At 62.8% G+C, this 24,335-nt stretch carries 22 protein-coding genes; 16 read left to right on the top strand and 6 right to left on the bottom strand.

Annotated elements, in window-relative coordinates; genetic code table 11:
- The first annotated feature begins 144 nt into the window (after positions 1–144).
- From smc to ffh, 4 genes are all read left to right on the top strand, one after another.
- A complete protein-coding gene (gene smc, locus ACRQHG_RS02865; protein ID WP_435719446.1) occupies positions 145–3,702 on the top strand; it encodes a chromosome segregation protein SMC in 3,558 nt (1,185 codons plus the stop codon).
- 84 nt (positions 3,703–3,786) lie between these two features.
- Complete coding sequence (locus ACRQHG_RS02860) at positions 3,787–4,437, top strand: hypothetical protein (protein WP_435719445.1); 651 nt, start codon at positions 3,787–3,789, stop codon at positions 4,435–4,437.
- 46 nt (positions 4,438–4,483) lie between these two features.
- Positions 4,484–5,674: a signal recognition particle-docking protein FtsY gene (gene ftsY / locus ACRQHG_RS02855; RefSeq protein ID WP_435719444.1), complete on the top strand. Its 1,191-nt coding sequence runs from the start codon at positions 4,484–4,486 to the stop codon at positions 5,672–5,674.
- 192 nt (positions 5,675–5,866) lie between these two features.
- Positions 5,867–7,429 carry a signal recognition particle protein gene (gene ffh, locus ACRQHG_RS02850; protein ID WP_026428522.1) on the top strand — a complete coding sequence of 521 codons (1,563 nt, stop codon included), beginning with the start codon at positions 5,867–5,869 and terminating at the stop codon, positions 7,427–7,429.
- Positions 7,430–7,488: 59 nt separating this feature from the next.
- Here the strand turns inward: ffh and ACRQHG_RS02845 are convergent, their stop codons facing one another.
- Entirely contained in the window at positions 7,489–8,565 is a 1,077-nt protein-coding gene (locus ACRQHG_RS02845) for a cation diffusion facilitator family transporter (RefSeq protein WP_435719443.1), read from the bottom strand.
- A 266-nt stretch (positions 8,566–8,831) separates the two neighbouring features.
- Between ACRQHG_RS02845 and rpsP the strand changes: the two genes are divergently transcribed.
- The 12 genes from rpsP to ACRQHG_RS02785 all read left to right on the top strand — a co-directional run bounded on the left by rpsP (position 8,832) and on the right by ACRQHG_RS02785 (position 19,453).
- Entirely contained in the window at positions 8,832–9,311 is a 480-nt protein-coding gene (gene rpsP, locus ACRQHG_RS02840; protein WP_435719442.1) for a 30S ribosomal protein S16, read from the top strand.
- A complete protein-coding gene (locus ACRQHG_RS02835; protein WP_026428525.1) occupies positions 9,311–9,550 on the top strand; it encodes an RNA-binding protein in 240 nt (79 codons plus the stop codon). Before rpsP ends, ACRQHG_RS02835 begins: the two co-directional genes overlap by 1 nt.
- Before the next feature lie 100 nt (positions 9,551–9,650).
- The gene (gene rimM, locus ACRQHG_RS02830; RefSeq protein ID WP_435719441.1) at positions 9,651–10,310 is read left to right on the top strand and encodes a ribosome maturation factor RimM; all 660 of its coding nucleotides are present in this window, start codon (positions 9,651–9,653) and stop codon (positions 10,308–10,310) included.
- Positions 10,310–11,857 (top strand): tRNA (guanosine(37)-N1)-methyltransferase TrmD, encoded by a 1,548-nt coding sequence (gene trmD / locus ACRQHG_RS02825; protein WP_435719440.1) that lies wholly within the window; start codon positions 10,310–10,312, stop codon positions 11,855–11,857. The genes rimM and trmD overlap by 1 nt, the downstream gene beginning before the upstream one ends.
- Positions 11,858–11,977: 120 nt before the next feature.
- Positions 11,978–12,331, top strand: coding sequence for a 50S ribosomal protein L19 (rplS, locus tag ACRQHG_RS02820; protein ID WP_016442470.1), 354 nt, complete (start codon positions 11,978–11,980; stop codon positions 12,329–12,331).
- A gap of 486 nt (positions 12,332–12,817) precedes the next feature.
- Complete coding sequence (gene lepB, locus ACRQHG_RS02815) at positions 12,818–14,137, top strand: signal peptidase I (RefSeq protein ID WP_435719439.1); 1,320 nt, start codon at positions 12,818–12,820, stop codon at positions 14,135–14,137.
- Positions 14,138–14,142: 5 nt separating this feature from the next.
- Entirely contained in the window at positions 14,143–14,820 is a 678-nt protein-coding gene (gene rnhB, locus ACRQHG_RS02810; RefSeq protein WP_435719438.1) for a ribonuclease HII, read from the top strand.
- Positions 14,820–15,143 carry a DUF2469 domain-containing protein gene (locus ACRQHG_RS02805; protein WP_026428528.1) on the top strand — a complete coding sequence of 108 codons (324 nt, stop codon included), beginning with the start codon at positions 14,820–14,822 and terminating at the stop codon, positions 15,141–15,143. The genes rnhB and ACRQHG_RS02805 overlap by 1 nt, the downstream gene beginning before the upstream one ends.
- Positions 15,144–15,271: 128 nt before the next feature.
- A complete protein-coding gene (locus ACRQHG_RS02800; protein WP_435719437.1) occupies positions 15,272–15,697 on the top strand; it encodes a YraN family protein in 426 nt (141 codons plus the stop codon).
- Positions 15,694–17,214: a YifB family Mg chelatase-like AAA ATPase gene (locus tag ACRQHG_RS02795; RefSeq protein WP_435719436.1), complete on the top strand. Its 1,521-nt coding sequence runs from the start codon at positions 15,694–15,696 to the stop codon at positions 17,212–17,214. The genes ACRQHG_RS02800 and ACRQHG_RS02795 overlap by 4 nt, the downstream gene beginning before the upstream one ends.
- Positions 17,201–18,496 (top strand): DNA-processing protein DprA, encoded by a 1,296-nt coding sequence (dprA, locus tag ACRQHG_RS02790; RefSeq protein WP_435719435.1) that lies wholly within the window; start codon positions 17,201–17,203, stop codon positions 18,494–18,496. The genes ACRQHG_RS02795 and dprA overlap by 14 nt, the downstream gene beginning before the upstream one ends.
- Before the next feature lie 21 nt (positions 18,497–18,517).
- A complete protein-coding gene (locus ACRQHG_RS02785; protein ID WP_435719434.1) occupies positions 18,518–19,453 on the top strand; it encodes a tyrosine recombinase XerC in 936 nt (311 codons plus the stop codon).
- Positions 19,454–19,514: 61 nt separating this feature from the next.
- On the opposite strand, the gene ACRQHG_RS02780 is transcribed toward ACRQHG_RS02785, so the two are convergent.
- The 5 genes from ACRQHG_RS02780 to ACRQHG_RS02760 all read right to left on the bottom strand — a co-directional run bounded on the left by ACRQHG_RS02780 (position 19,515) and on the right by ACRQHG_RS02760 (position 23,934).
- Entirely contained in the window at positions 19,515–20,141 is a 627-nt protein-coding gene (locus ACRQHG_RS02780; RefSeq protein WP_435719433.1) for a M23 family metallopeptidase, read from the bottom strand.
- A 244-nt stretch (positions 20,142–20,385) separates the two neighbouring features.
- Positions 20,386–21,480, bottom strand: coding sequence for a ribosome small subunit-dependent GTPase A (gene rsgA, locus ACRQHG_RS02775; RefSeq protein ID WP_435719432.1), 1,095 nt, complete (start codon positions 21,478–21,480; stop codon positions 20,386–20,388).
- Positions 21,477–22,229: an ABC transporter permease gene (locus ACRQHG_RS02770; protein ID WP_435719431.1), complete on the bottom strand. Its 753-nt coding sequence runs from the start codon at positions 22,227–22,229 to the stop codon at positions 21,477–21,479. The genes rsgA and ACRQHG_RS02770 overlap by 4 nt, the downstream gene beginning before the upstream one ends.
- Positions 22,229–22,957, bottom strand: a complete 729-nt coding sequence (locus tag ACRQHG_RS02765; protein WP_435719430.1) for an ABC transporter permease — start codon at positions 22,955–22,957, stop codon at positions 22,229–22,231. The genes ACRQHG_RS02770 and ACRQHG_RS02765 overlap by 1 nt, the downstream gene beginning before the upstream one ends.
- 14 nt (positions 22,958–22,971) lie before the next feature.
- The gene (locus ACRQHG_RS02760; RefSeq protein ID WP_435719429.1) at positions 22,972–23,934 is read right to left on the bottom strand and encodes an ABC transporter ATP-binding protein; all 963 of its coding nucleotides are present in this window, start codon (positions 23,932–23,934) and stop codon (positions 22,972–22,974) included.
- Positions 23,935–24,335 lie beyond the last annotated feature (401 nt).

Genomic DNA, 24,335 nt, shown 5'->3' with positions numbered 1-24,335 from the left:
GCACCTTAGCCGCGCACCGTTGCAGCGTTACCGGTGTCTGTCGCCCAGCGCCGGCGTGCCACGAACGGCGCCGGTGCTCCATGGCACCGTATCGACGCCACGTCGGAGTCCCACCGGTGGCGCCGTCTGGCATAATCTGTAATCGTGCACTTAAAAACCTTGACCATGCGAGGATTCAAATCCTTTGCCACCGCCACCACAGTGCGCTTTGAACCCGGAATTAACGCGGTGGTCGGCCCTAATGGTTCAGGGAAATCCAATGTGGTGGACGCCCTCGCCTGGGTGATGGGCGAACAGGGAGCGAAAACCTTACGGGGCGGCTCCATGGCGGATGTTATTTTCGCCGGCACCTCGCGCCGTCCCGCGCTCGGACGCGCGGAAGTTTCTCTCACCATCGATAATTCCGATGGCGTGCTTCCCATCGAATATTCCGAAGTGACCATCACCCGCACTCTCTTCCGCGCCGGAGGCTCCGAATATGCCATTAATGGCACCCCGGCACGCCTCCTCGATGTCCAGGAACTGCTCTCGGATACCGGTATGGGGCGGGAAATGCACGTCATTATCGGGCAGGGCCGCCTTGATGAAGTCCTTACCTCCAGCCCCGAAGAGCGCCGCAATATCGTTGAAGAAGCCGCCGGGGTGCTCAAACACCGCCGTCGTAAAGAAAAAACCCTGCGCAAACTCGAAGCGATGAAAGGCTCGTTCACGCGGGTGGAGGACCTTACCGCGGAGTTGCGCCGTCAGCTCGGACCCCTCGCCAAACAGGCGGAGGCCGCTCGCCGTGCCCAGGTGATCCAAGCAACCGAGCGTGACGCCAGGGCCCGCCTCCTCGCCGATGATCTAGCCCAGGCCCAGGCGCGGCTGGAAGCCGGGGCCGCCGAAGACCACCGCACCGCCCAGCTGCGTGAAGAAAACCAAGCGGCCCTCACCCAGGCCCGCGCCGCCCTCGCCGAGGCAGAAGAACATCACGCGCGCCTGAACCCCCAACTCTCTGCGTTGCGCGATAGCTCCGAGCGACTCGCTTCCCTCGAGGAACGATTCCGCGCCATGGACGAACTGGCGCGCGAACGCGAACGCACCCTGAACGCTATGCCGGCACGGGGCGGCCAAGATGACCCCGAGGAGCTCCAGGCGCGCGCCGTCCGGGCCCGAGCCGAAGAAGAAGAACTAGAGGGGCGCGTGCGCGAGGCCCAGGACGCCCTGCGCGCCGTACTCACCCAGCGTGAGGAAACTGAAACCGCGGAAGCTGCCGCTGAGCGCGCTTATAACCAGGCGAGCCGTGCCCGTGCTGACGCGCGGGAGAATGCCGCGCGCCGGGCCGGGAAAGTTTCCGCGGTGCGCTCTCGGCTCGAGGCCCTCCAGGCCGAAGTTGAACGCGTAGAGAAGGACGTGGCGGCCGCGCGCCAGCGCGTGCAAACCACTAGCGTGCAGGTCACGGACATCGAAGAAGAACTCGTCGCCACCTCCGCAGGGGACGATACCCTCGCCACCACCCACGAAGAACATACTCGGGCTCATCTCGCGGCCCGCGCCGCCGTGGAAGAAGCCCGAGCAAACGAGGCGCGCGCCCGCGAGGAGATGGCGCGTTTACAAGCGATCGTCGATACCCTTGCGCTCTCGCTGGAACCCGAAGATGCCACCGCCTGGGCTATCGAGCACGGTGCGGCTCTGTTGCGCGACCACCTCCACGTGGAACGCGGCTGGGAAAGCGCGGCGGAAAATGCGCTCGCGGGCGCCGCTGCCGGCGCGGTGGTGGACAATCTGAACAGCGCCGTCGATATTTTGCGGGGCGCCGCGCAAGCACAAGCCGGGCGCCTCACCCTCACCATTACGGGAGGGAAGAACGACGACGCCGCAGCTGCCGCCCGCGAAGCTGCGCTCAATGCTGCTTTCGAAACGGTGCGCCCAGATCCGGATGCCGCCGTTCATGCCCTGGAAGTGGTGAGCGGGTCCCAGTCAGGTAGCGACCTAGCTGGCCTTCTCACACAGCTCCTGGCAGGCACCGCCCTCACTGCCGATCTTGTGACGGCCCGCCAACTCGTGACCGCCGGGGCGCCCCGGGCGGTGACACGGAGCGGAGACGTCATCACTGCGTGCACCGCTACCGGGGGAGAGGCCACCGCCGCTGCTACCCTTGCCCGCCAAGCCGCCTACCAGGATGCCTCCGAGCAGCTTGATGCCGCCGCCACCGCAGCCGATGAGGCAGCCGCGGCGCTCCGGAAAGCGGAGAGCGCTGAGGAAGATGCCCGCGCCCGCGCCGAAGCCTCCGGGAGCGAACTGACGGCGCGCGATTCCAATTTGGCCGCCGCAACCGCCCAATTGGGAGCCCTGCGCCAGGCCCTCTCCGCCGCGCGCGCCGATGAAGAGCGCGCCGTCGCCCGCGCCGCCTCCTTACGGGAAGATATCGCCGCCCGGCAGGCAGAGCTGGATAGCTTCGCGGAGCCTGAGGAAGATACCTCCGATATTCCCGATGATGGCGAACTTGCCCGGCTCTCTCAGCAGCGCGATAGCGCTCATGAGGCCGCCGTGGGGGCCCGCAAACAAGAAACGGAGGCCCGGCTGGCGCTGCGCACCGCCGAAGAACGCTTCCGGGCTCTGAGCGGGCGGGCCGATGCCCTGGATAACCGGGCCCGGCTGGCCCGCGAACGTATTGAGCGGGAAGAACGCGCCCGCCAGGTCCGTGGCCAGCATGCGGTGTTGGCGGGGCAGGTCGCAGCCGGGGCGGTGCGCGCCTTAGGTCACGTGCGCAGCCTGCGTGCCGAAGTGGCCGAGCGGCGTCGTCGGGTAGAAGAAGAACAACACGGCGCCGAGGGGCAGCTCACGCACCTACGCGAACGCGTCGATCAGCTGCGCACTCGCGAACGTGAGCTCGCAGATTCGACCCACGCCCGCGAACTCGCGACCGCCCGTGCCCGCATGGAATACGAGCAGCTGGCCACCCGTGCCCTCGAGGACCTGGGCGTCGATAGCACTACCCTCGTCGAAGAATTCGGACCGCATATCCAAGTACCCACCGAGGACGGTGCGGTGCCCTACGTGCGCGCCGAACAGGAACGGCGCCTGGCTACGGCGCAGCGTGCCCTCGCGCGGCTGGGCACCATTAACCCACTCGCCCTCGAGGAACACGCCGCGCTGGAAGAACGCCAAAAGTACCTGGCTCAGCAACTTGATGACCTAAAGAAAACCCGCGCAGACCTTCTCGATATTGTGGCGGAGCTTGATGAACGAGTCACCCTCGTTATGAAAGCAGCGCTCAGCGATATTAGCGCCCGTTTCGAGCAGGTTTTTTCCCGCCTTTTCCCGGGCGGGGAAGGGCGCCTCATTATTACTGACCCGGAGAACGTGCTGACCACCGGGGTGGAAATTGAAGCGCGCCCGCCGGGTAAACGCGTCAAGCGGCTGTCGCTCCTTTCGGGTGGGGAGCGCTCGCTCACCGCCATTGCTTTCCTCGTGGCGATCTTTATGGCTCGTCCCTCCCCGTTCTATGTGATGGACGAGGTGGAGGCTGCCCTCGATGACGTCAATCTTGGGCGCCTTCTCGAGATTTTCCGGGAATTGCAGCGCTCTTCCCAGCTTCTGGTCATCACCCACCAGAAACGCACCATGGAGATAGCCGATGCTCTGTACGGGGTGGCGATGCGTGAAGACGGGGTATCCACCGTGGTCTCCCAGCGGATGTCTGAGCTGCGCGAACAATGAAACTTACGTTGCAGTTCGGTAACAATTCCGCTCGCGGGCGGGTTGGAGGTAGCCGTCCGCCCCAAAAATTCTCATAATGAGACCGTGCCCCTTATCATCGTTGTTATCGCCATCATTATCGCTGCCGCAGCGCTGGTGTATGCCCTGTCCTTTGCGCGGAATTCCGGGAAAAGCGCTGGAACATCCGTCGCGGAATCTTTTGACGCGTGGCGCTCTGATGAACTGGATATGGACACCTATGACATCGTCCACCACGATACGGCGGTAGACGATATGTTCGAGGCTTTCGCGCACGAATCCGAAGCCTATATCACTTCCGAAACGCTCGATGAGCACTTTGACCGCGCGCGGGAAACGGAGCGTGAAATCTCGGAAACGGTGCGCCGCAATAGTGAAAAGCTGCGGGCTCGTATTCCCGCCCCGCCGCTGCGCCGTCGCGCCGTGACCGCCGAAGAAGAGAACCCCGCGGAAGTCGACGGTGCGGGCGTCGCAGAAGTCGTGGACGGTGTGGAGGGCACGGATGCCGCGGACAGTGCCGACCTTGCGGATGGCGTCGTGGAGGCACCGGAAGAAGGCCACGGTGCAGATATCACGGTGGAGCTGGAAGAAACGCTGATCGTGGATATGGGCAGTGACGTGGCGAATGGCGGTATGAGCGAGCAAAGCCACGGCGTTAATGATGCAGAAAGCTTCGTGCCTGAGGATACTGACGAGCGCGAACGGCGCAGTGCCTAAAACCTTCTAGGTGGAAAAACTTTCCCCCCTCTGCAAGACTGGAGGGGTGGATAATCCTGTAGTTCTTGCACTTGTCATCGCGGGCGTTGCCGCCCTTCTCCTTGTTCCTCTCGTTATTTCCCTGGTCAAAAAGAACCAGCGGCGGGAGGAATTGGAACGCCGGGATACCCCGGTTCTTGAAGGGGATGGTGCGGCAGAAACCGCGGAGGGTACCGATGCGGAGGCGCCCGGCGAAACCGCCAGTGAAAGCGCCGGTGACGCCACCCCGGATATTGTCACCGTCCCAGCGGTTGAACAACCCGAATCGATTCCCTCCCGAATGCAGCGCCTGCGGGCCCGGCTGGCCCGCTCGGGCGGCTTCGGGCAGGCACTCTTGGCGATTCTCTCCCGCGGGGATCTTTCCGCGGCGGACTGGGAAGAACTAGAAGATACCCTCATCATGGCCGATGTGGGGCTGGATGCTACCAGCGAGATCATGGAGGGCCTGCGCTCGCGGGTGAAAATTGAAAGCACCAGCGACCCGCAGCGGGTGCGTGAGATTTTGCGCGAGGAACTGCTGCGCCACGTGGATCCGGATATGGATCGTTCCCTCAACCTCACCCGCAGCGAAGCGGATTCTGGAGCGGTGCATCCCGCGGCGGTCCTTATGGTGGGCGTGAACGGCACCGGGAAAACCACCACGGTGGGTAAGCTCGCGCGCCTGCTGCGCGCGCAGGGAACCACGGTGCTGCTCGGGGCGGCTGATACCTTCCGGGCGGCCGCAGCTGATCAGCTGGTCACCTGGGGTGACAGGGTGGGCGTGGACGTGGTGCGTTCGGATCGCGAAGGAGCCGATCCGGCCTCCGTCGCTTTCGATGCGGTGGCGCAGGCCGATGCCGCCGGAGTGGACGTAGTGATTGTGGATACCGCTGGACGCCTCCAAAATAAGGCCGGACTCATGGACGAACTTGGAAAAATCAAGCGTGTCATGGAACGTACCGCGCCGGTCAATGAAGTTCTTCTCGTCCTGGATGCCACCACGGGGCAAAACGGGATGCAGCAGGCTCGCGTTTTCGCGGAGGTGACCGGGCTGACCGGTATTGTGCTCACCAAGCTGGACGGCACCGCCAAGGGCGGCATCGTTATTTCGGTGCAGCGCGAACTGGGCGTGCCCGTCAAACTGGTGGGTCTGGGGGAGGGGCCGGACGACCTGGCCCCCTTCGATCCGGAAGGTTTCGTCGATTCCCTGCTGAACTAAAGGCGGGAATATCCGCGAATAGGTGGGCATGGCGGGGCTAGGGACGGGGCATACCGGCGCCACGTTGGCGGGTAGCTCTACCGCCGCACCATACCTCCGCACCAGCGGGCACGCCGCCGCACCAGCGGTACATATGCGCGACCGCAACCCCTGCTTTACAATGGAACGAGTTTTTGACGCGAAGGCTGGCCAGTGTTTAATAATCTTTCCGACCGGATTTCCGGTGCATTCAAGAATCTGCGCTCCAAGGGTGTCCTCACCCAGGCGGATGTAGAAACCACTATTAGCGAGATTCGGCGTGCCCTCCTGGACGCCGACGTCGCGCTTCCCGTGGTGCGCGAGTTCACCGCCGCGGTGCGCGAACGCGCCACCGGTGCGGTGCGCTCCCAGGCCCTCAACCCCTCCCAGCAGATCGTCAAAATTGTTAATGACGAACTCATCGAGATTCTTGGAGGGGAAACTCGGGAATTGAATTTCGCGCAGGGGCGGCCCACCGTGGTCATGCTCGCCGGCCTCCAGGGCGCGGGTAAAACCACGCTGGCCGGTAAGCTCGGGCGCTGGTTCGCGCGCGGGGGCCGCAAGGCGCTCCTCGTGGCCTCCGATTTGCAGCGCCCCAACGCCGTGCAACAGCTCCAGGTGGTGGGCGAACGCGCCGGCGTGGATGTATGGGCTCCCGAACCCGGTAACGGGGTGGGTGACCCCATCCAGGTGGCCGCGAGCGGCGTGGACTACGCCGCCGCGAACGGCTACGGCGCCGTCGTAGTGGACACCGCCGGGCGTTTGGGTATCGACGAGGTGCTCATGCAGCAGGCCGCCGATATCCGGGCCGCCGTCAATCCCGACGAAGTACTCTTCGTTATCGACGCCATGATCGGCCAGGACGCGGTCGCCACCGCGAAGGCCTTCCAAGATGGCGTTGGCTTCACCGGAGTGGTTATCACGAAGCTCGACGGCGATACCCGCGGTGGCGCGGCGCTCTCGGTGCGCGGCGTGACCGGCAAACCGATCCTCTTCGCCTCCACTGGCGAAAAACTGGAAGATTTCGAACGCTTCCACGCCGATCGCATGGCTTCCCGCATCCTCGATATGGGCGATATTCTCTCCCTCATCGAACGGGCCGAAGCCACCTGGACGCAGGAACAGCAACGCGAACTCTCTGAGAAAATGAGCGAGGGCTCCTTCGACCTCAATGATTTCCTCGTGCAAATGAACCAAATCAAGCGGATGGGTTCCCTCAAGAAACTCATGGGCATGCTGCCCGGAATGGGGCAGTACCGCGAAGCCCTCGAGCAGTGGGATGAATCTTCGATGGGGCGCGTGGAAGCCATTATCCAGTCCATGACGCCCGCCGAGCGCCGTACCCCGAAAATCCTCAACGGCTCGCGCCGCCAGCGCATCGCTCGCGGTTCGGGTACCACCGTTCAGGAAGTCAATCAGCTGGTGCAGCGCTTTGAGGGCGCCGCGAAGATGATGACGCAGATGAGTCGCGGCGGCGGGATGCCGGGAATGCCCGGTATGCCTGGCGTTGGTGGGGGCTCGCGCAAACAGAAACGCGCGAAGAAGAACGTTTCGGGCGGTAAGAAGGGGCGTTCGGGTAATCCGGCGAAACGCGCCCGCCAGGAAGCCGAAGCCGCGGCGGCACGGCAGCGTGCCGAACAGGGCTCGGCCTTCGGCAAGGGAGCCCAGCTTCCCGGCGCAGGCCAGGCTGGGCCCGATATGGCAAGTATGGAAGAGCTCAAGCGCTTCCTTAAATAACGACGACGGCGCAGCGGGCAGGAGGAATCTTGCCCGCTACGTCGTTCTTGGCCACGTGGTTATTTCTGGGAGGGAGCGGTGTCGTCGTTCTTCCCCGTGGTTAAAGCCTCCACCACGATATCCGGAACTGCATCAGAAATACCGCCCAGCGGCACGTAACCTTCCGGAATGTCTTCGTAGGAACGCGGGTCTTCCAGGGGCTCAACGTGGATGAGGGCACGCAGATGGGGCACGGCGGCGCGTAATTCCTCCGCGATATCCTCGGCGAGTTCGTGGCCCTCGCGCACCGTCCAGGTGGAGGGCACCAGCAGATCAAAATTACAAAACGATTCACGCCCCGCCACCCGGGTCTGCAGCCCGTGGAAACGTACGTTACGGCGGGTATGCGAACGCAGAATCGCCACGATTTTCTCGGTATCCGGGTCGGGAAGGGCCGCGTCCATGAGGCCCGCCAGTGACTCGCGCAGCAGCTTAACCCCGGTGAACAGGATATTGGCCGCGACCAGGATAGCGACGATGGGGTCGAGAAGAGGCTGATCGGTTAGCGCCACCAGCCCCACACCCACGATCACCCCGGCGGAGGTGACCACGTCGGTCAGGAGATGTTTGCCGTCGGCTCGCAGGGTGGGGGAACGGTGCTTCGCACCGGCGCGCAGCAGGATAGCGCCGACAACCCCATTGACCAGCGACGCAAGTGCCACAACTCCTAGCCCCCATCCCAGGTCTGAGAGCGGCTGGGGGTTAATAATGCGATCAACGGCGGAAAAAATAATAAAACCGGCCGCCGCGAAAATCATTGCGCCTTCCACGGCGGAAGAAAAATATTCAGCCTTCGAGCGCCCGTAGGTGTAGCGCTCATTGGCGGGTTTCGCAGCCGCGGAAAGAGCCAGCACGGCAACGACCGCCGCTGCCAGATTGACCAGCGATTCCGAGGCATCGGAGAGGAGACCTACCGAACCCGTGAGCCAGTAGCCGGCCGCTTTGAGCGCAATGGTGATGAGGGCTGCCGCAACGGAGAGCCAGGCATAGCGCACCAGCTTCGAGGTCGGCGCGGCTGCGGCGGCGGGGGAGTCCACGGCGGCGACGGTGCCCGCAGGCGCGGCGGCGGGAGAGACGGTGGTATTCACGCCTCCCATCTTGCCAGGCACCGTGGGGCTTGTCAGGTTGAAACGGTGGGGCGGTGGGATGGTGGGACGGTAGGACGGCGCGGCGTAAGTGATCTCACCGAACGTCCGCGCATTGCCGGTTCCCTCCGCTGGGAAATTCTGGCAGAATAGCTAGATGTACTTGGAAGATGCCGGGTCCCTCTCAACCCGGTGTCATCTGTGTTCACGGGTTGCACGGTGCGCGTCCCCCAACCGGCCGGGTAACCCACCCCAATGAGAAAGGATTGACCACAAAAGTGGCAGTCAAAATTCGTTTGAAGCGCATGGGTAAGATCCGTGCGGCCCAGTACCGTATCGTCGTGGCGGATTCGCGTGTCAAGCGCGATGGCAAGGTTATTGAGGAAATCGGTTACTACGATCCGAATACCCAGCCGTCCACCATCCGCATTGATTCTGATCGGGCCCAGTACTGGCTCGGCGTGGGCGCTCAGCCCACCGAAGCCGTGCTCGCGCAGCTCAAGGTGACCGGTGACTGGCAGAAGTTCAAGGGATACAAGGATGGCCAGGAAGGGCGCCTGCGTGTTCCGGAAACTGTGAACGCTGAAGAAGCACGCGCCGCAGCGGTCAAGAAGGTTCAGGACGACGCCGAAAAGCGCCGTGCTGCCGTCGCCGAAGCGAAGGCGAAGGCTGAAGCGGAAGCAGCGGCTGCTGCCGCCGCCGAAGCTGGGGAAGCCGAAGCCGGCGACGCTACCGAAGCGGAAACTGAGGAAGCCTAATGCTGACGGACGCTCTGGAACACCTGGTCAAGGGAATTGTTGATTACCCGGATGATGTCAAGGTTTCGGCATCACGTAATCGTCGTGGCGAACTTCTGGAAGTTCGGGTGAACCCTGACGATCTCGGTCGGGTGATCGGCCGTGGCGGGCGTACCGCCAAGGCTCTGCGTACCGTCGTCAACGCGCTTTCGGACGAAGGCTCCGTGCGCGTGGACGTTATCGAAACGGATCGTAACTAACGTAGCGGCATACCGGCCCTCAACCTTTCGGGGTTGCGGGCCGGTTTTGTATGAGCCACCACCGTTGCCCGCCGCGTGCGGGAGCTGAAAGAAGGACACGATGCAACTGACGGTAGCTATTATCGGGGCGCCGCACGGACTCAAAGGGGAAGTCCGCCTGGATGTGCGCACGGATTCACCCGCACGCCGCCTCGCGGTCGGGACCCAGCTAGAAACCGATCCGGCGGATTTCGGGCCGCTCACCATCACCCGCACCCGCGAATACCGGGGAATCACCTACGCGCTCTTCGCTGAATCAACGACCCGCGATACCGCCGAAGCACTGCGCGGGGTGCGACTCATCGTGGAAACCGATGAAGACGAGCCCGAAGAAGACGCCTATTACGCCCACGAGCTACGCGGTCTGGAAGTACTCGACCCAGAAGGCTACGAGCTCGGAATTATCGCCGGTTTGGAGAATGGCCCCGCCCAGGATGTCCTGGTGGTGCGTGAGCCTGATGGCCGCATCGCCCGCGTTCCCTTCGTGCGTGAGATCGTGACCGCTGTGGACCTGGATGACCATTGCGTCGTTGTGGATGCCCCGGCCGGGCTTTTCTCCGATGACGACATGATTGTGGTGGAAGGTGATGACCTGGCCGGTGCCCTCCGTGCGGCGGGGGAAAGTACCCCGAGAGAAAACGGCGCAGGTGAAAGCGGCGCGGAGCAAAGCGCTTCCGAAGCGAACGCTACGGAGGAAGACGGTGCGGAGGACGCTGAGTAATGGCGGGCCTACGCATTGACCTTGTTTCGGTTTTCCCGGAATTCTTCGATGTCCTCGATTTATCACTGGTAGGCAAGGCACGCCGTCGCGATGTCGTCGATATTCGCACCCACAATCTGCGCGACTGGACCAGCGACGTCCACCGCACCGTGGACGATACCCCCATCGGGGGCGGGGCCGGCATGGTCATGAAACCTGACGTCTGGGGCCGTGCGCTCGATGATCTTATCGGTCCGAGCGCCCCGGAAACAATCACCCTCGCTATTCCCACCCCCTCCGGGCGGCCCCTCACCCAGCGCCTCGTGGAAGACCTGGCAACCCGGGAACGCATCATCATCGCCTGCGGACGCTACGAGGGAATCGATGCACGGGTAGCTGAACATTACCGCGGGCACGGGGTGCGCGTGGAGGAGTTTTCCCTCGGGGACTATGTCCTCAACGGTGGGGAAGTAGCGGCAGTGGCTCTCGTGGAGGCCGTTACCCGACTCATTCCCGGCATGGTGGGTAACCCAGAGTCCCTCGTGGAAGAATCACACGGCGCGGCAGGTCTGCTCGAGTACCGCGTCTACACCCGCCCCGTTAGCTGGCGCGAGCTCGAGGTGCCAGCCGTGCTGCTGAGCGGTAACCACGGGGCGGTGGCGCGTTACCGGCGCGACGAAGCTATTGCGCGCACCGCCGCGCGCCGTCCCGATATGATCGCGGAGCTGGATACCTCGCAGCTGGACAAACACGACCGGCCGGCGCTCGCGGCGGCGGGTTATGTATGGCGCACCAGTGACCCCCATCCGGTAGCGGTGGATACTGAGGTGCTGGGGGCTGCTGGCGCCGTCGTTTCTGGCGACGGGGCGCAACCGGACGGGGCGCTTTCGGGTGGGGCACTCGAGAATGGGGCGTTACCATACGGCGCGGTCCCGAACGATACGCGACCGGACGGTGCGTTCCCGGACGGGGCGCGACGGCGCACCGCAACCGAGCTGGCTGAGCTGGCCACTCGCACCTTCCCCAATGCGTGCCCGCGTTACCTCAGCGAGGCGGATATCGCCGCTTTTGTGGCTGAGAATCTTTCCGTCGCAGCTTTCGAAAACTACCTTGCTGATCCGCATTGGATGGCGGTGGTGGTGCGTGCCGGGAGTGGAGAGTCGCGCGGGGAATTGCTGGGGTACAGTCTTACCCTGCTGCCCGATAGCGTGGTGGGAATAGGGGGCGACGACGTAGCCGGGCGTGAGGACGGTGCGCCATTCATGCATCTTCCGGATCGAGACGGCCCGTTGCTCGAGCTCTCTAAGTTCTATGTGGAGCGCAGCTGGCACGGGAGCGGGGTAGCGGATCTGCTCTGGCGGGCAACGGTGGAGGCGTGCCGGGCCCGAATCCCGGACGCCGATTCAGCACCAGCACCCTACCTGTGGCTCGGAACGAATAAAGACAACCGGCGCGCTCAACGCTTCTACAAACGCTGTGGCTTCCGAAAAGTAACAACCCGAGAATTCCAGGTGGGTGAGGTAGTCAACTCCGATCTTATTTTTGCCTGTCCGCTGACTGTGGCATAATAGTGGAGTTTCCTCGCTTTCATAATGCGCTGAGCCTGCCGCAGGGGGTCGCGCATCGGCGAGATCTTAACCGATAACAGCGCCCCTGGCCTGCGTGCAGAGGCGGAAAGTGAATGAATAATGCAGACTCTTGATGTAGTTGATGCTTCGCGTTTGCGCGACGATATCCCCGATTTCCGCGCCGGTGACACCGTGCGTGTGAACGTGCGCGTCGTGGAAGGTAACCGCACCCGTACCCAGGCGTTCCAGGGTGTTGTTATCGCCCGCCAGGGTGATGGCCTGCGCGCCACCTTCGATGTCCGCAAGATTTCCTTCGGGGTGGGCGTGGAACGTAAGTTCCCGGTGCATTCGCCTTCCATCGAATCAATCGAAGTGATTACCCGCGGTCGCGTGCGTCGCGCCAAGCTGTACTACCTGCGTGATCGTCACGGTAAGGCAGCGAAGATTCGCGAACGTCGCACTGATTCCAAGTAAGGAACGGTACGAACTTCTCGTTCACATATGGACCCGCATCTCGGTGCGGGTCCATTTTTCTGCCCGCGCGGATCCTGACCGCTACCCGAAGACCGCCACTAACCGGAGATAACCGATAAACAGTCCGCAGCCCCAAGTGTCCTATAGCCCCCTCTAGACCCCTATAGACCCCAACCGTGAGCGAGGGCTGGAGCATTCCTGGAGCCTGCCCAAAATAGCGTGGCGCGACGGCGCGGATAACCCTAGGCACGCTCACGTGCGCTGGTAGCATGGAATACGCATATCTTTTATCTATTTCAGGCGGAGGGGCGTATGGGCGAGGGCACGTCAGGCGGGTCACGGGCATCGAAGGATGCCTCGCGGTGGCCAGCAGGGCGGACCCACCGGAGCCAGATTCGCGGCCGCCGAGCCGCTACCCCTACCCCAACCTCCACCCCACCCGAGCTGCCGGAGCCGTACGAGGCCCCGGCGTTCCTTGAACCGTCAGTGGCGGCGGATGCGGATGAGCTACCGGATCTCGATGAGCTATTTGATGCGGAGGAGTCACCAGCCTGCGGGGCCACTCCCGACGCTGCCCCCATCGCTCCTTCCGCCGTTCCCGTCGCTTTCACCGGGCCTGCCACTCCCGCCGCAGCTGTTTCCGCCACGACTCCCGCAACGGGGCACACCTCAGCAACACCAGCACCAGGGCCGGATTCCGAGCCAGCACCTTGCCCGCCCACACCACCAGAATCCAACGGGGCAAAAAACGTGTCGGAGGGGCCGGCTAAGATAAATTCAGCTGAAGCCCGGTTACGGCTGACGCTCACGGAGCAGCTCTCCAACGCGGATGAAGGCCTCTATGCCGAAGCTTTGCGAGATGATCTGGCCCGGGCGGAAGCACATGTCAATCACGGAGGAGTCACCATGAATACAACGGACGGTCAGTCCTCCGCTGCCAATATGGAGCAGCCGCCCTCGTACCCTCCTGAGGTTGCCCCGGTGCGCCCCGATGCTGAGACCCGGGAAGCCCCCGTGCGTAATTCACGCTTGCGCAGCGTAGTGGAGATGGCCCTGACTGTCGCCGTCGTTCTTCTGGTCTCCGTCATTATCAAAACCTTCTTTATCCAAGCTTTTAACGTGCCTTCTGGTTCCATGGAAACCACGCTGAGTACCGGGGACAAGTTCTTCGTCAACCGCATGGTGACCGATAATGAGGACTTACGCCGCGGCGATATCGTGGTCTTTGTGGACCCGGGCGGCTGGCTGGATGATGTGGAAGAAAACCGCTCCTGGATTGCCCAAACGGGTACTCGCATCCTGCAAGGCATCGGGCTTCTCCCGGCGGATTCTGGCCACTACCTGGTGAAACGAATTATCGCGAAGGGTGGGGATACCGTCAGTTGCTGCGGGGAAGATGGCCGTTTGCAGGTGAACGGCGTGCCGATCACGGAGGAATATCTCAATTACGGGGTTTCACCCTCCTTGCAGAAATTTGAGGTGAAGGTTCCGGAAGGCTACCTGTGGATGATGGGGGATAACCGCGCCAATTCGAAGGATTCGCGGTGGCATCAGCGTGAATCCGGAAACGGATTCGTGCCGGTAGATAACGTGGTGGGCCGGGCCTGGTACGTTTTTGCTCCGTGGAGCCGCCACGGGCGCCTACCTGATATGAGCCACGTCTTCGCCGGTGTTCCCGAACCTGCCGCGTCCGCGAGTGTGCGGGTTGCGCTGCCGGAGAACCCTGTTGATCCGCGCTCCTTATACGCGGCCACGGTGGCCCAGCCGGGGCTACCTAGCGCCACGCTCTCCGGGCAGGGCAGGTAGTACGCGTGCAGGAACCTGATCGCACCGTTGAAAAAGAACTGTTGGCTCGGCTCGAGGCGCGCGGCGGGCGTATTCTCGCCGCCGTGGATGAAGTGGGCCGCGGCGCTATCGCCGGGCCGGTTTGCGTGGGTATTGCCCTCCTGGACGGGAATACTCCGGATGATTTCCCGCCCGGATTACGCGATTCGAAAATGCTGAGCGCACACCGCCGCGAAACGATCTACCAGGCTGCTCGTGATTGGCCGCTCGCGGTTGCGGTAGGAAGCGCCCCTGCCAGCGTTATCGATCAGGTTGGAATTATTGAAGCCTTGCGCTGCGCCGCCGCGGATGCCCTCGCCCAGCTAGAAAAAGCAGGACTGCGCCCCGATGCCGTTCTTCTTGACGGAAAGCACAATTGGTGGGCCCAGGATTCCCTTTTCGATGCCGAACCGACCGTCCCGCAGCTTCCGGTCACCACCGTGATTAAAGGGGATGCTTCCTGCGCCGGGGTTGCCGCGGCGTCCGTCGTCGCTAAAGTTGAACGAGACCGCTACATGGAGGCGCTCGCGAAAGAATTTCCCGATTACGATTGGGAACATAACAAGGGGTACGGTACGCCCTCCCACCTCGATGCCATCGCGCAGGTGGGGCCGAGCCCGTATCATCGAATGTCGTGGCATTTGCCCGCGGTAAGGAGTGAATAATGAGCGAGATTGACGGCTACGAAGCCGAACTGGAACTCGCGTTATATCGCGAGTACCGCGATGTTGTGAAGATTTTTCGGTACGTGGTGGAAACCGAACGGCGTTTCTACCTCGCCAACGACGTAGACGTGAAAGTGCGATCCTCCACTGCCGGCGACGTATTCTTCGAAGTGAATCTCACCGACGCGTGGGTGTGGGACATCTACCGCACCTCCCGGTTCATCCGCTCGGTACGCGTGGTGACCTTCAAAGACGTCAATATTGAAGAGCTCAACCAAACCGATATTACCCGCGAACTCGATCTTCCCGGCTCCTCTCTTTAATTGGGGGCTGTTGCGTTGTGAGTTCCATGGGAGCTCGCTTTTATCCACAGGTTTCTGAAACGACGACGCTATCCCCAGCCACGCACCTCTCAAGCCACCATCGGTAATATCCGCGCCACACTAGGGGCATGTACCAGTGTGAAACTTTGCATGCTAGCATCGCCCGCAGCGAGCTTGCCCCGCTTCCCGCTTCCGCTACCACCCGGGAGCTAGGAGAGTGGGGAGAAAGCGTGGCTGCCGGATATGTGCGGGAGCACGGCTACCAGGTGCTGGCCCAGAATTGGAGATGCCGGCGCGGGGAAATTGACCTGATATGCCGTGAAGAACTCAGCGGCGCGTTGGTAGCGGTTGAGGTGAAAACTCGGCGCGGGCACAATACGGTGCCGGCACCGCTGGCTGTCAGCCCCGAAAAATATCGCAGGCTCCGCTGCCTCCTGGCACAGTGGCTCCATGCGGATGGCGGGCACTACCCTGATCTCGCGGTGGATATCGTGGCTGTCACCGTGCCCACCTGTGGTCCCGTTACCATCGAGCATCTGCGGAATGCCTCATGATTGGCACTTCCCATACCGTTTCTATCCTCGGGGTGCGGGGCATGCCCATCCGGGTAGAAGTAGCGATTCTTTCAGGGCTACCGAATTTCACGATTGTGGGCCTTCCCGATGCGGCGGTGAGCGAATCACGCGAACGCATCCGGGCCGCTTTCGCCGCCGCCCGGGTCAGCTTCCCGGCCGGGCGCGTCACCGTCAACCTATCCCCGGCAGATACCCCGAAAGTCGGTACCGCTTTTGATGTGGCGATTGCTGCCGCTATCCTTGCCGCGCAAGCCCACACCCACCTGCCACCCGGCACTGTTTTCCTGGGCGAATTAGGGCTGGACGGATCGGTGCGTCCGGTGCGGGGAGTATTACCGTGCGTATTGGGCGCCGCCCACCACGGCTTCCGGCACGCCATCGTTCCCCGCGGTTGCGGAGCCGAAGCTGCGCTTGCCCAGATCCAGGTGGGAGAAATCTGGCATATCACCCAGATCGCCCAGCGCCTGGGAGCGGCCAGTGACCCGGTGCCACCGCCGCCACCTGTGCCGGTATCCCAGCCCCGCACTAGCACCGATATTGGTGACCTCTCTGAGGTACGGGGTCAATACCTGGCCCGCCATGCCTTGGAAATAGCAGCCGCGGGAAGCCACCATCTCCTCATGATCGGGGCACCAGGAGTGGGTAAATCAATGCTGGCCACCCGCCTACCGGGAATCATGCCGCCTCTCACCCGCGCTCAAGCGGTAGAAAGCGCCAGTATTCGCTCCATTGTGGGGCAATTCGAGGAGATCACCACCCGGCCTCCCTACGTGGCGCCCCATCACACGTCGAGTGCCACCGCGCTGGTGGGAGGCGGAAGCCGGCCCCGCCCCGGCGCCATTTCCCTCGCGCACCACGGCGTACTTTTCCTCGACGAACTTCCCGAATTCACCACCCGGGCTATCCAGTCCCTACGCGAACCCATGGAATCGGGAGAAATACATATTCACCGCGCCCAAGGCTCGGTATGCTTCCCGGCCCGTTTCCAACTGGTAGCAGCAGGAAACCCGTGTCGGTGCGGCAGGCTACTAGATTCCCCAACCGCCTGCACCTGTTCGGGAGCGGACCGCGTCCACTACCAGCATCGCATCGGAGGTCCGCTCCGGGACCGCATCGATCTCATGGTGAATCTGCCCAGGCCGAGCCGGGCGGAATTAGCCGCGGGCAATAGCGGTGATAGCAGCGAAACTGTCGCCGCGCGGGTCCGCGAAGCACGCGAACGCCAGCACCACCGCTTCCGGGATGAAACCTGGGACGTTAACGCCGCGATACCGGGCACCTGGCTCCGGGCCCACACTCAATTAGCAGCTAGCTCAAGCGCGAGCCTGGGCGAGGCCCTCACCCGCGGCCTCATTAGCATGCGAGCCGCGGATAAAATCCTGCGAGTTGCCTGGACCCTCGCAGACCTAGCCGGCCATACACAACCCACCACCGACGACGTTGCCGGGGCGTTCGCCCTGCGCGGGAAAGGAAATTCTGGCTATGACGGAGGATAAAACACCCTGGACCAGCAGCGAAACAACGGGAGCTTCCGGTTGGGAAGAAGAAACCGCAGCAATGGCATGGACACGCTTGGCCGAAGGGGAGGACTACCACGCCGTTGCACTCACCGACAATCTCGGTTACGCCGGAGCGCTTGCCTGGCTCGAAGAAGCACGAGCGGGCGCCCCGGTTCCTGAACAGTTGCGTGCGGCAGCTAGCCGCTGGAGTGCCCGGTACGATGCACAGGGATTTGCGCGCGACCGTGAACTGCTCAACCGAGGCTACGGATTCACCTACCCGGGTAGCCCCGCCTGGCCGCAATCCTTAGTGCAGCTCGGGGAACAACGCCCGCTGGGGCTGTGGTGGAAAGGAAATATTGCGGCACTGGATCGCCCCGCGCTCGCGATGGTGGGCTCACGCGCCGCTACCGACTATGGCGAAAAAATCGCCACCGATTTTAGCTACGAGCTGGCCGAACGCGGTGCCCTTATTGTTTCCGGGGGAGCCATGGGTATCGATGCGGCCGCCCACCGTGGCGCCGTGCTCGCGAATGCTCCGACCGCGGTGGTGTTCGCCAGCGGGATCAACCGCCCCTATCCCAAAGCCCACCAGGAACTCTTCGCGCGAATTCTTGACACCGGCGGGCTCGCCCTTTCAGAAACGGCACCGGGCAATGCTCCCCACCGGCACCGTTTCCTGGCCCGAAACCGGATCATTGCGGGCCTATCGCAAGCCGTTGTTGTTATTGAAGCTCCCTACAGGTCGGGCGCTATTAACACTGCGGGGCACGCACATACGTATGGCATCCCGGTCGGGGCAGTACCCGGATCCATTTACGCCATGTGCTCTACGGGCTGCCACCGGCTGCTGCGGGAAGGAGCAGTGTGCATTACCCGGGTTGAAGATATTGTCGAAATGCTCGGCTTCAGCGCCGGCCAGCAACTCCTCCACGTCAATCGCACTCGGACGGTGGCGGGGAACGTTGCGGCTGATCACCGCAGCGGAGCGGCAAGCCGGACGGTCACTCGTGCCCTTGCCGGCGGGGTGCAATTAGGGCTCGGGGTGACCGTCACCGATCCGCTTGCCGGGGATCCGCGGGCGGTGCGGGTGCGCGATGCGCTGCCGGCTCGTAATTACCAGCCGCTGGATAAAATAGCGCAGACCGCGGGAATGGGATTTGCTGAGGTGATGGCGGCCCTCGGGAAACTCGAGGTAGCCGGAATCGCGGAAAGTCGGGGAGGGAAGTGGCGCCTGACTCCCCAGGCCCGGGAAGCGAGCCGGCAGCGGGCCTCCTAAGACTCGCATAAACTGGGGAGCATGCGAGTAGCAGATATCTTGGAACGTTATGAGCGAGAATTGCGGCTGCGCCGCGGATATTCCGAACATACGATCCGCGCCTATCTGCACGAGGTGCTCTCCCTCCTCACTTTTCTCCACGAGCTATCCACCGGAAACAAAGCGGGGGATGAGGACTTATCCGACCTCGATATTGACCTCGAGCACCTGGATCTTGCTGATCTTCGGTCTTGGCTAGCCCATTCGCGCGAACACGGTAGCGCTTTGGCTTCGATGGCCCGGCAATCGGCCGCGATACGCACTTTTAGTTCCTGGGCATACCGGTGCGGCTATACCGCGTCGGATGCGGCAGCGCGGCTGAAATCACCTCGGGTCACTAATGAGCTCCCGCATGTTCTCAACGAGCACCAGGCTCAACAATTGCTCAACAACGCGAAAAGCCACGCGGTTGAGAGCGGAGAAGCTCTCGCCTACCGGGATTGGGCGGCCCTCGAGCTCATGTATGCGGCGGGTTTGCGCGTGAGCGAAGTCTGTTCCTTGGATATTGACCAGGTCCGCCCTGATTTGACGGTGCGCGTCCTCGGAAAAGGAAATAAGGAACGCGTGGTCCCGTACGGGGTGCCGGCCATGCGGGCCGTGCAGGAATACCTGCCCGCGCGTGCCGCTCTTATGAAAGAACCGACCCGGGCTCTCTTTTTGGGGGCGCAAGGCAGGCGCCTCAACCCGCGCTCGCTGCGCGACGTCGTGCATCGTGCTGCCAGCCGCGCGGGAGTGCCCGATATTACCCCCCACGATTTGCGTCATTCCGCCGCCACGCATCTCCTCAACGGCGGCTCAGATTTGCGTAGCGTCCAAGAGATCCTTGGTCACTCCTCCCTGCAAACCACGCAGCGCTACACCCACGTCAGCGCCGATAGGCTCCGGGCTGCATTCGCGCAGGCCCACCCGCGGGCCTAAAGAATCCTTGCCAGAAGCATCCCTAAAGCACCGTAGAAGTATCACTGAAGCGTCACGGTTATCACGGGTACAGGCGGATCTCACGCCGGTAGAGGAGTGAGATCGGGTCAATATAGGTTTTCCCGCGCCGCGCACCCCAGTGCAAAACATCCCCGGGGAAGCGCCCGCCATCCTCATGACCGGCCAGCAACGTCCCGATCACCGTTCCGGCGCTCACGGTATCCCCGCGGTGCACGCTCGGCTCCACGGGTTCATAGGTGGTGCGCAGACCATTGGCGTGTTCAATAGAAATAACGGGGCGGTCCGCGAGCATCCCGGCATACACCACGGTGCCCGAGCCGGCAGCCAGCACCGGACTTCCCGCAGGAAGCTCAACATCGACACCGCGATGCCCGGGCAGCCAATTGTGCTTAGGCGGATCAAAGGGGCGGGTCACCACCGGCGCGCTACCGGTGGGGGAGCGGAAGCCGGTGGCGCGGGGCTGCGTGGCCTTCGTATGAGTGACATTGCTGGCTTCCGCCATGGAGGTGGACGTAAGCGGTGTTTCCAACTCGCTATCCCTTGTCGAGGTTGCGGCCTGCTCGGGGGTATTATCCGACGACGACGCCACCGTTCCAGATGCCGATTCTGAAATAAGGCTCGCCACCAGGGTAAGAGCCGCGCCGGCCGCAGCCAGGCAGCGTGCCACGATTATGCGCCCCGCACGGGAGCGCGAGCGCACCGTGGCCCGGGCACGGGTACTGGTGCTCGGGCCACAGCGCGCACCGGGGAATTGAGTTGCAAAAATCCTGAGAGTCTTCATAGGGCTGAGCATGCCCTGGATAAGACTCGCCCGCCAGAGCGCATCCTCAGGCTGTGGATAGTCGATGCATCCCAGTATCCTGTGGATAGCTCTGGCTTGTGTCCGGGCGTTCGCCCGGGTTTTTGCGCTGTTATCCGCGGTTTTTACCTTTTAGGCGCATCGTTTCCCGCCGCCCGCGGGTATTCTCTTTCGAAGCGTGCCGGTCCTGACTCCGCGCTGTTCGTGCATCGCTGCGGGAACGTAACCGCTCCGCCTCCGCCATCATCCGCAGATAGCGATCCAGTCGGTCCGCGTCCAAAGCCCCGCTCTCACAGGCCTCGCGCACCGCACACCCCGGCTCTCGCCCGTGGCTACAGTTCGCGAAATGGCACGAAGCAGCCAGTTCGCGAATATCCGCGAAGGTATCCGCAATCGCCTCTGTGTCCATCGTGGCTCCCAGTGCACGTACCCCGGGAGTATCGATGACCGCGAAGTCTTCTCCGCAAACCAACTGGCGCCCGGTGGTGGTGTGCCGACCCTTATGGTCGCTTTCGCGCACCGTTCCCACCGTCTGGGTGGCTCCGAGCAAGGTATTGGTGAGGGTGGATTTCCCCGCGCCGGAGCGCCCCACCACCACGACCGTGCCGGAGAGGAGCTCAACGAGTCGCGCCACGTCCGCAGCTGACCGTGCATCAAGCGCAAGCACTTCTTCGCACCCTTCACCCAGCTCCTGGAGATCTGCCGGGTTTGCTAGGTCCGCCTTCGTGAGCACCAGCCAAGGGCGGGCCCCGCTCGCGTGGGCCAGGGCCACGAAGCGTTCGATACGCCCGCGACTGGATGCTGGTACCACGGGTTCCACAATGAGAACCACATCAATATTCGCGCAGATGGGTTGCTCGAGAGCGGCTCGGCCCACCGACGGGCGGGTGAGGTAGGTACGGCGCGGCAAAATGTCGAGAATATGCCCGACATCATCGACGCCTACCCAGTCACCCACCACCGGCGGCCAGGATTCACTCTCCTGGTAGTGGCCCGGAATATCGAGGTCAATACGCACCGGCGCCCCGTCCGGCGCACCATGCGCAGCCCCGTCTGGCGCACCGGTCTCATCAACGCGGAGAACCTCAACGGCGCCGCGATGTACCGCGGCGATCCGCCCGCCGTGCACGCGCGCGGTGCCGCCAAGGTTCATTTCCGCGACTTTCAGGTAGGCTGCCCAACGTTCATCAAAACCCAGAAAACTCATACAACATCCCTCCGCATACCCGAACGCAGCCGAGCCACCGCATGGCGGGTCGCTATCACACCAACACCGGCCCAGATCGCCGCAACCGCAATATCGCGGACTACCAACCATCCGACCGGCTCAGCGATACCGGCAATGGTTCCCGAGAGTGGCACGGCATTCGCTAGTGCTGCCAGCGCGGGCGGGTAGTACTCGAGAGGCACAATAACCCCGGTGAACACCGGCAGGAACGTCGCGAGCAGTGTTGCTCCCAGATACGGGTCGGGAAGATCCACCCCAATCCCGGCCGCCGCCACTCCGAGCAGCACTCCGCATACCAAAGCAGCCACCGCTAAGAGCGCTACGCGCCCCAGCAGCAGCGCATCTTTGTCAGGGGAGAGGAGGAAGACGGCGCCGATGGCCGCAATACCGGTGGAGACCGCCAAGAAACATGGAACGGTAGCTACCGCCACCCAGTACACCACGTCGAAACGACGGCGCAGGTGAACTTCCTGGAAGATCCCCAGCGCCCGGTCGGTTGCCACCGCGCTGACCACTCCGGAAGCCATCGACGTGGCCAAAGCAACCAGCGCCGCGGCATAGCCGGTGCGCACCAAGTCCGGGGTTCCCACATCATTGCCGAGCACCACGTCAAAAAGCACGTCGAGGAGCGGAAGCACCAGGAGGGTGGTCACCGCTGTCCCTACCGTCGCAAAGGTCACTGAGGAAGCCCAGGAGACCCGAATAATCGAACGATAACGCGTCAGCATCACATCACCTCCAAAGTCCCGGAGCGGGTAGCACGGCGCAGCGCCGCACGCCCCGCCACTCCCGCCACCGCGAGCCACGTACCCAGCACGACCGCCCAGATAGCCCCGTCACTCCAGGTAATAGCTTCTCCGAAGAGTAGGGAGGTGGGCATCGAGAGGGGTACGAAGAGGGAGAGATAGGCCAGCCACGTAGGTGGCGCCGTCGTCGTAAAAAGAATCCCGGACGCCAAAAACATCGGAACCAGAAGCAGACCTTCGTAACTAATCGCGTTCGGGGTGAGCACGAAAAGCGCGGCGATGACGAAGGATACGCTCAGGCACCCCATCCATAGCAGAAGGACGCCGCACGCAAAACCCCAGGACGGTGCAGTAAAGGTAACTGAGGCGGAGCACAGGGCCCACGTCGCCCAGGCCACCGGGAATGCCGCCAGGCCGAAGGAACCGGCCGATGCCACCACCGCGGCTACGCTCCGTAGCGCCCCAATCGGCGCGCTCACCAGGTAGACGAGGGTGCCCTTATAGCGTTCGAAACCAATAATTCCGGCGGCGCAGGTGGCCGTGGTCCACATGCCGATAATCCCGGCACGCACCCATCCCTGCGTCGCGTTCATAGTCCCGAAAGCTCGGAAACTCAGGAATTGCACCAGTGCGGTGGCGAGCGTCGTCGTCACCATGAGCTGGATGAAATAGGGGACAGACACAAATTGGCGCACATGAAAAGCGCTCATACGTAACTGCCGGATCACCGCGCCAACCCATCTGCCAGCGCCAGATACGTTTCCTCCAGCGAGGCCGGGCGGGTCACCAGGTCCTCCGGCTCGTGCCCGAGAAGCGCCACCAGGCGTTCGGCCTGCGCACCGGAGCGCGCATCCCAATAGATCGTGACCGCCCAATTGCCCGCGCGCGGACGGCGCTGCACCACTGCGTCCGGGAACTCAGTTTCGAGGCTTGCGAAAATATTCGCCTGGCGCGCACCCAGCGTGAACGTTGTGGTTGCACCCACCCCGGCATAGTTCGCAATATCGCGAATGCTGCCGCGCACCGCGATTTTTCCTGCGCCGATGACGGTGATGATATCTGCCAGCTCTTTGACCTCCGGCATGGAATGCGAGGTGAGGAGCACCGCGGTGCCGTTGGCGGCAACGTCGCGGATAATATCGCGCACCGTCAGCGCGACGTCGGGGTCCAGCCCCGTGGTCGGTTCGTCAAGAAGGAGCAACGGCGGGGCGCCCAATAAGGCGCGCGCCAGGTGGAGGCGCTGGCGCATACCGCGCGAAAACTGGCCCACCTTAGACCCGGCAGAATCGGTGAGCTTGACACGCTCAAGAGCATCAGCGACGACGCCACGCCGCTGCCCGCTCGCCACCCCTTGCAAGTCGGCAAAATAGAGGAGATTATCGCGTGCCGTAGCCCGGGGATAAAACCCGAGGTCGCCGCCTAGCACCAGACCCAGGCGCGAGCGTGCCTTCTCCGGATGGCGCACCGCGTCAACCCCCGCGATCCGGACCTGCCCCGCCGTGGGGGCCAGTAAGGTCGCGCACATCCGCACCGTTGTGGTTTTCCCAGCCCCGTTCGGACCGAGTAGGGCATGCACCTGGCCTGCCTGCACCTGGAGGGACACATCTTCAACTGCAACAAATTTCTCTTTCCCGAAAACACGCCGCGCATGGGCGACGTCGAGGACGGGAATATGAGGATCTATCAAAATCCTTGTCCTTATCAATCCACTTGCCGTATTCAGGGCAGCATGAACCCCTCTCGCACGCGCCATTTAGGAAAGTACATAGGTGTACTCACCCGGAGGCTTTAGAAAGATAGATATAGGCTCCGGGCGCGCATCATCGCTAAACGCGTGCGAGAATACGGCTTTCTCGCATTTTTATATAAAGAAGTTTTCCTTGATGCGATAGGTAATGGATTCAAGGACTCGCATAGGGCAGGTTGCTCCTAGATTGCAGTGTTAGTAACTATGCGTGTCATCCTATAGTCATGTGGTAGCGCTGTACAACCTCAGCCGCATCTTGAGACGTAGCGTGTGTTTGCTTGTGAGCGGCGCTCGCTCTGACGGTTCCGCACCGTGTAGTCGCTGGAGCGCCCCGTCTGTAC

The organism is Actinotignum vesiculae (assembly GCF_051267215.1).
In the GTDB taxonomy this organism is placed as follows: Bacteria; Actinomycetota; Actinomycetes; order Actinomycetales; family Actinomycetaceae; genus Actinotignum; species Actinotignum schaalii.
Note: the sequence above shows the minus strand (reverse complement) of the source record. Positions and strands in the feature narration are given on the sequence as shown.

What these genes read in the sequence shown, in the direction of transcription:
- ACRQHG_RS02845 (WP_435719443.1), bottom strand. Translation starts at nt 8,565, where the DNA reads ATGGGAGGCGTGAATACCACCGTCTCTCCCGCCGCCGCGCCTGCGGGC.
- ACRQHG_RS02835 (WP_026428525.1), top strand. Translation starts at nt 9,311, where the DNA reads ATGCTGACGGACGCTCTGGAACACCTGGTCAAGGGAATTGTTGATTAC.
- rimM (WP_435719441.1), top strand. Translation starts at nt 9,651, where the DNA reads ATGCAACTGACGGTAGCTATTATCGGGGCGCCGCACGGACTCAAAGGG.
- trmD (WP_435719440.1), top strand. Translation starts at nt 10,310, where the DNA reads ATGGCGGGCCTACGCATTGACCTTGTTTCGGTTTTCCCGGAATTCTTC.
- rplS (WP_016442470.1), top strand. Translation starts at nt 11,978, where the DNA reads ATGCAGACTCTTGATGTAGTTGATGCTTCGCGTTTGCGCGACGATATC.
- ACRQHG_RS02805 (WP_026428528.1), top strand. Translation starts at nt 14,820, where the DNA reads ATGAGCGAGATTGACGGCTACGAAGCCGAACTGGAACTCGCGTTATAT.
- ACRQHG_RS02800 (WP_435719437.1), top strand. Translation starts at nt 15,272, where the DNA reads ATGTACCAGTGTGAAACTTTGCATGCTAGCATCGCCCGCAGCGAGCTT.
- ACRQHG_RS02795 (WP_435719436.1), top strand. Translation starts at nt 15,694, where the DNA reads ATGATTGGCACTTCCCATACCGTTTCTATCCTCGGGGTGCGGGGCATG.
- dprA (WP_435719435.1), top strand. Translation starts at nt 17,201, where the DNA reads ATGACGGAGGATAAAACACCCTGGACCAGCAGCGAAACAACGGGAGCT.
- ACRQHG_RS02785 (WP_435719434.1), top strand. Translation starts at nt 18,518, where the DNA reads ATGCGAGTAGCAGATATCTTGGAACGTTATGAGCGAGAATTGCGGCTG.
- rsgA (WP_435719432.1), bottom strand. Translation starts at nt 21,480, where the DNA reads ATGAGTTTTCTGGGTTTTGATGAACGTTGGGCAGCCTACCTGAAAGTC.
- ACRQHG_RS02770 (WP_435719431.1), bottom strand. Translation starts at nt 22,229, where the DNA reads ATGCTGACGCGTTATCGTTCGATTATTCGGGTCTCCTGGGCTTCCTCA.
- ACRQHG_RS02765 (WP_435719430.1), bottom strand. Translation starts at nt 22,957, where the DNA reads ATGAGCGCTTTTCATGTGCGCCAATTTGTGTCTGTCCCCTATTTCATC.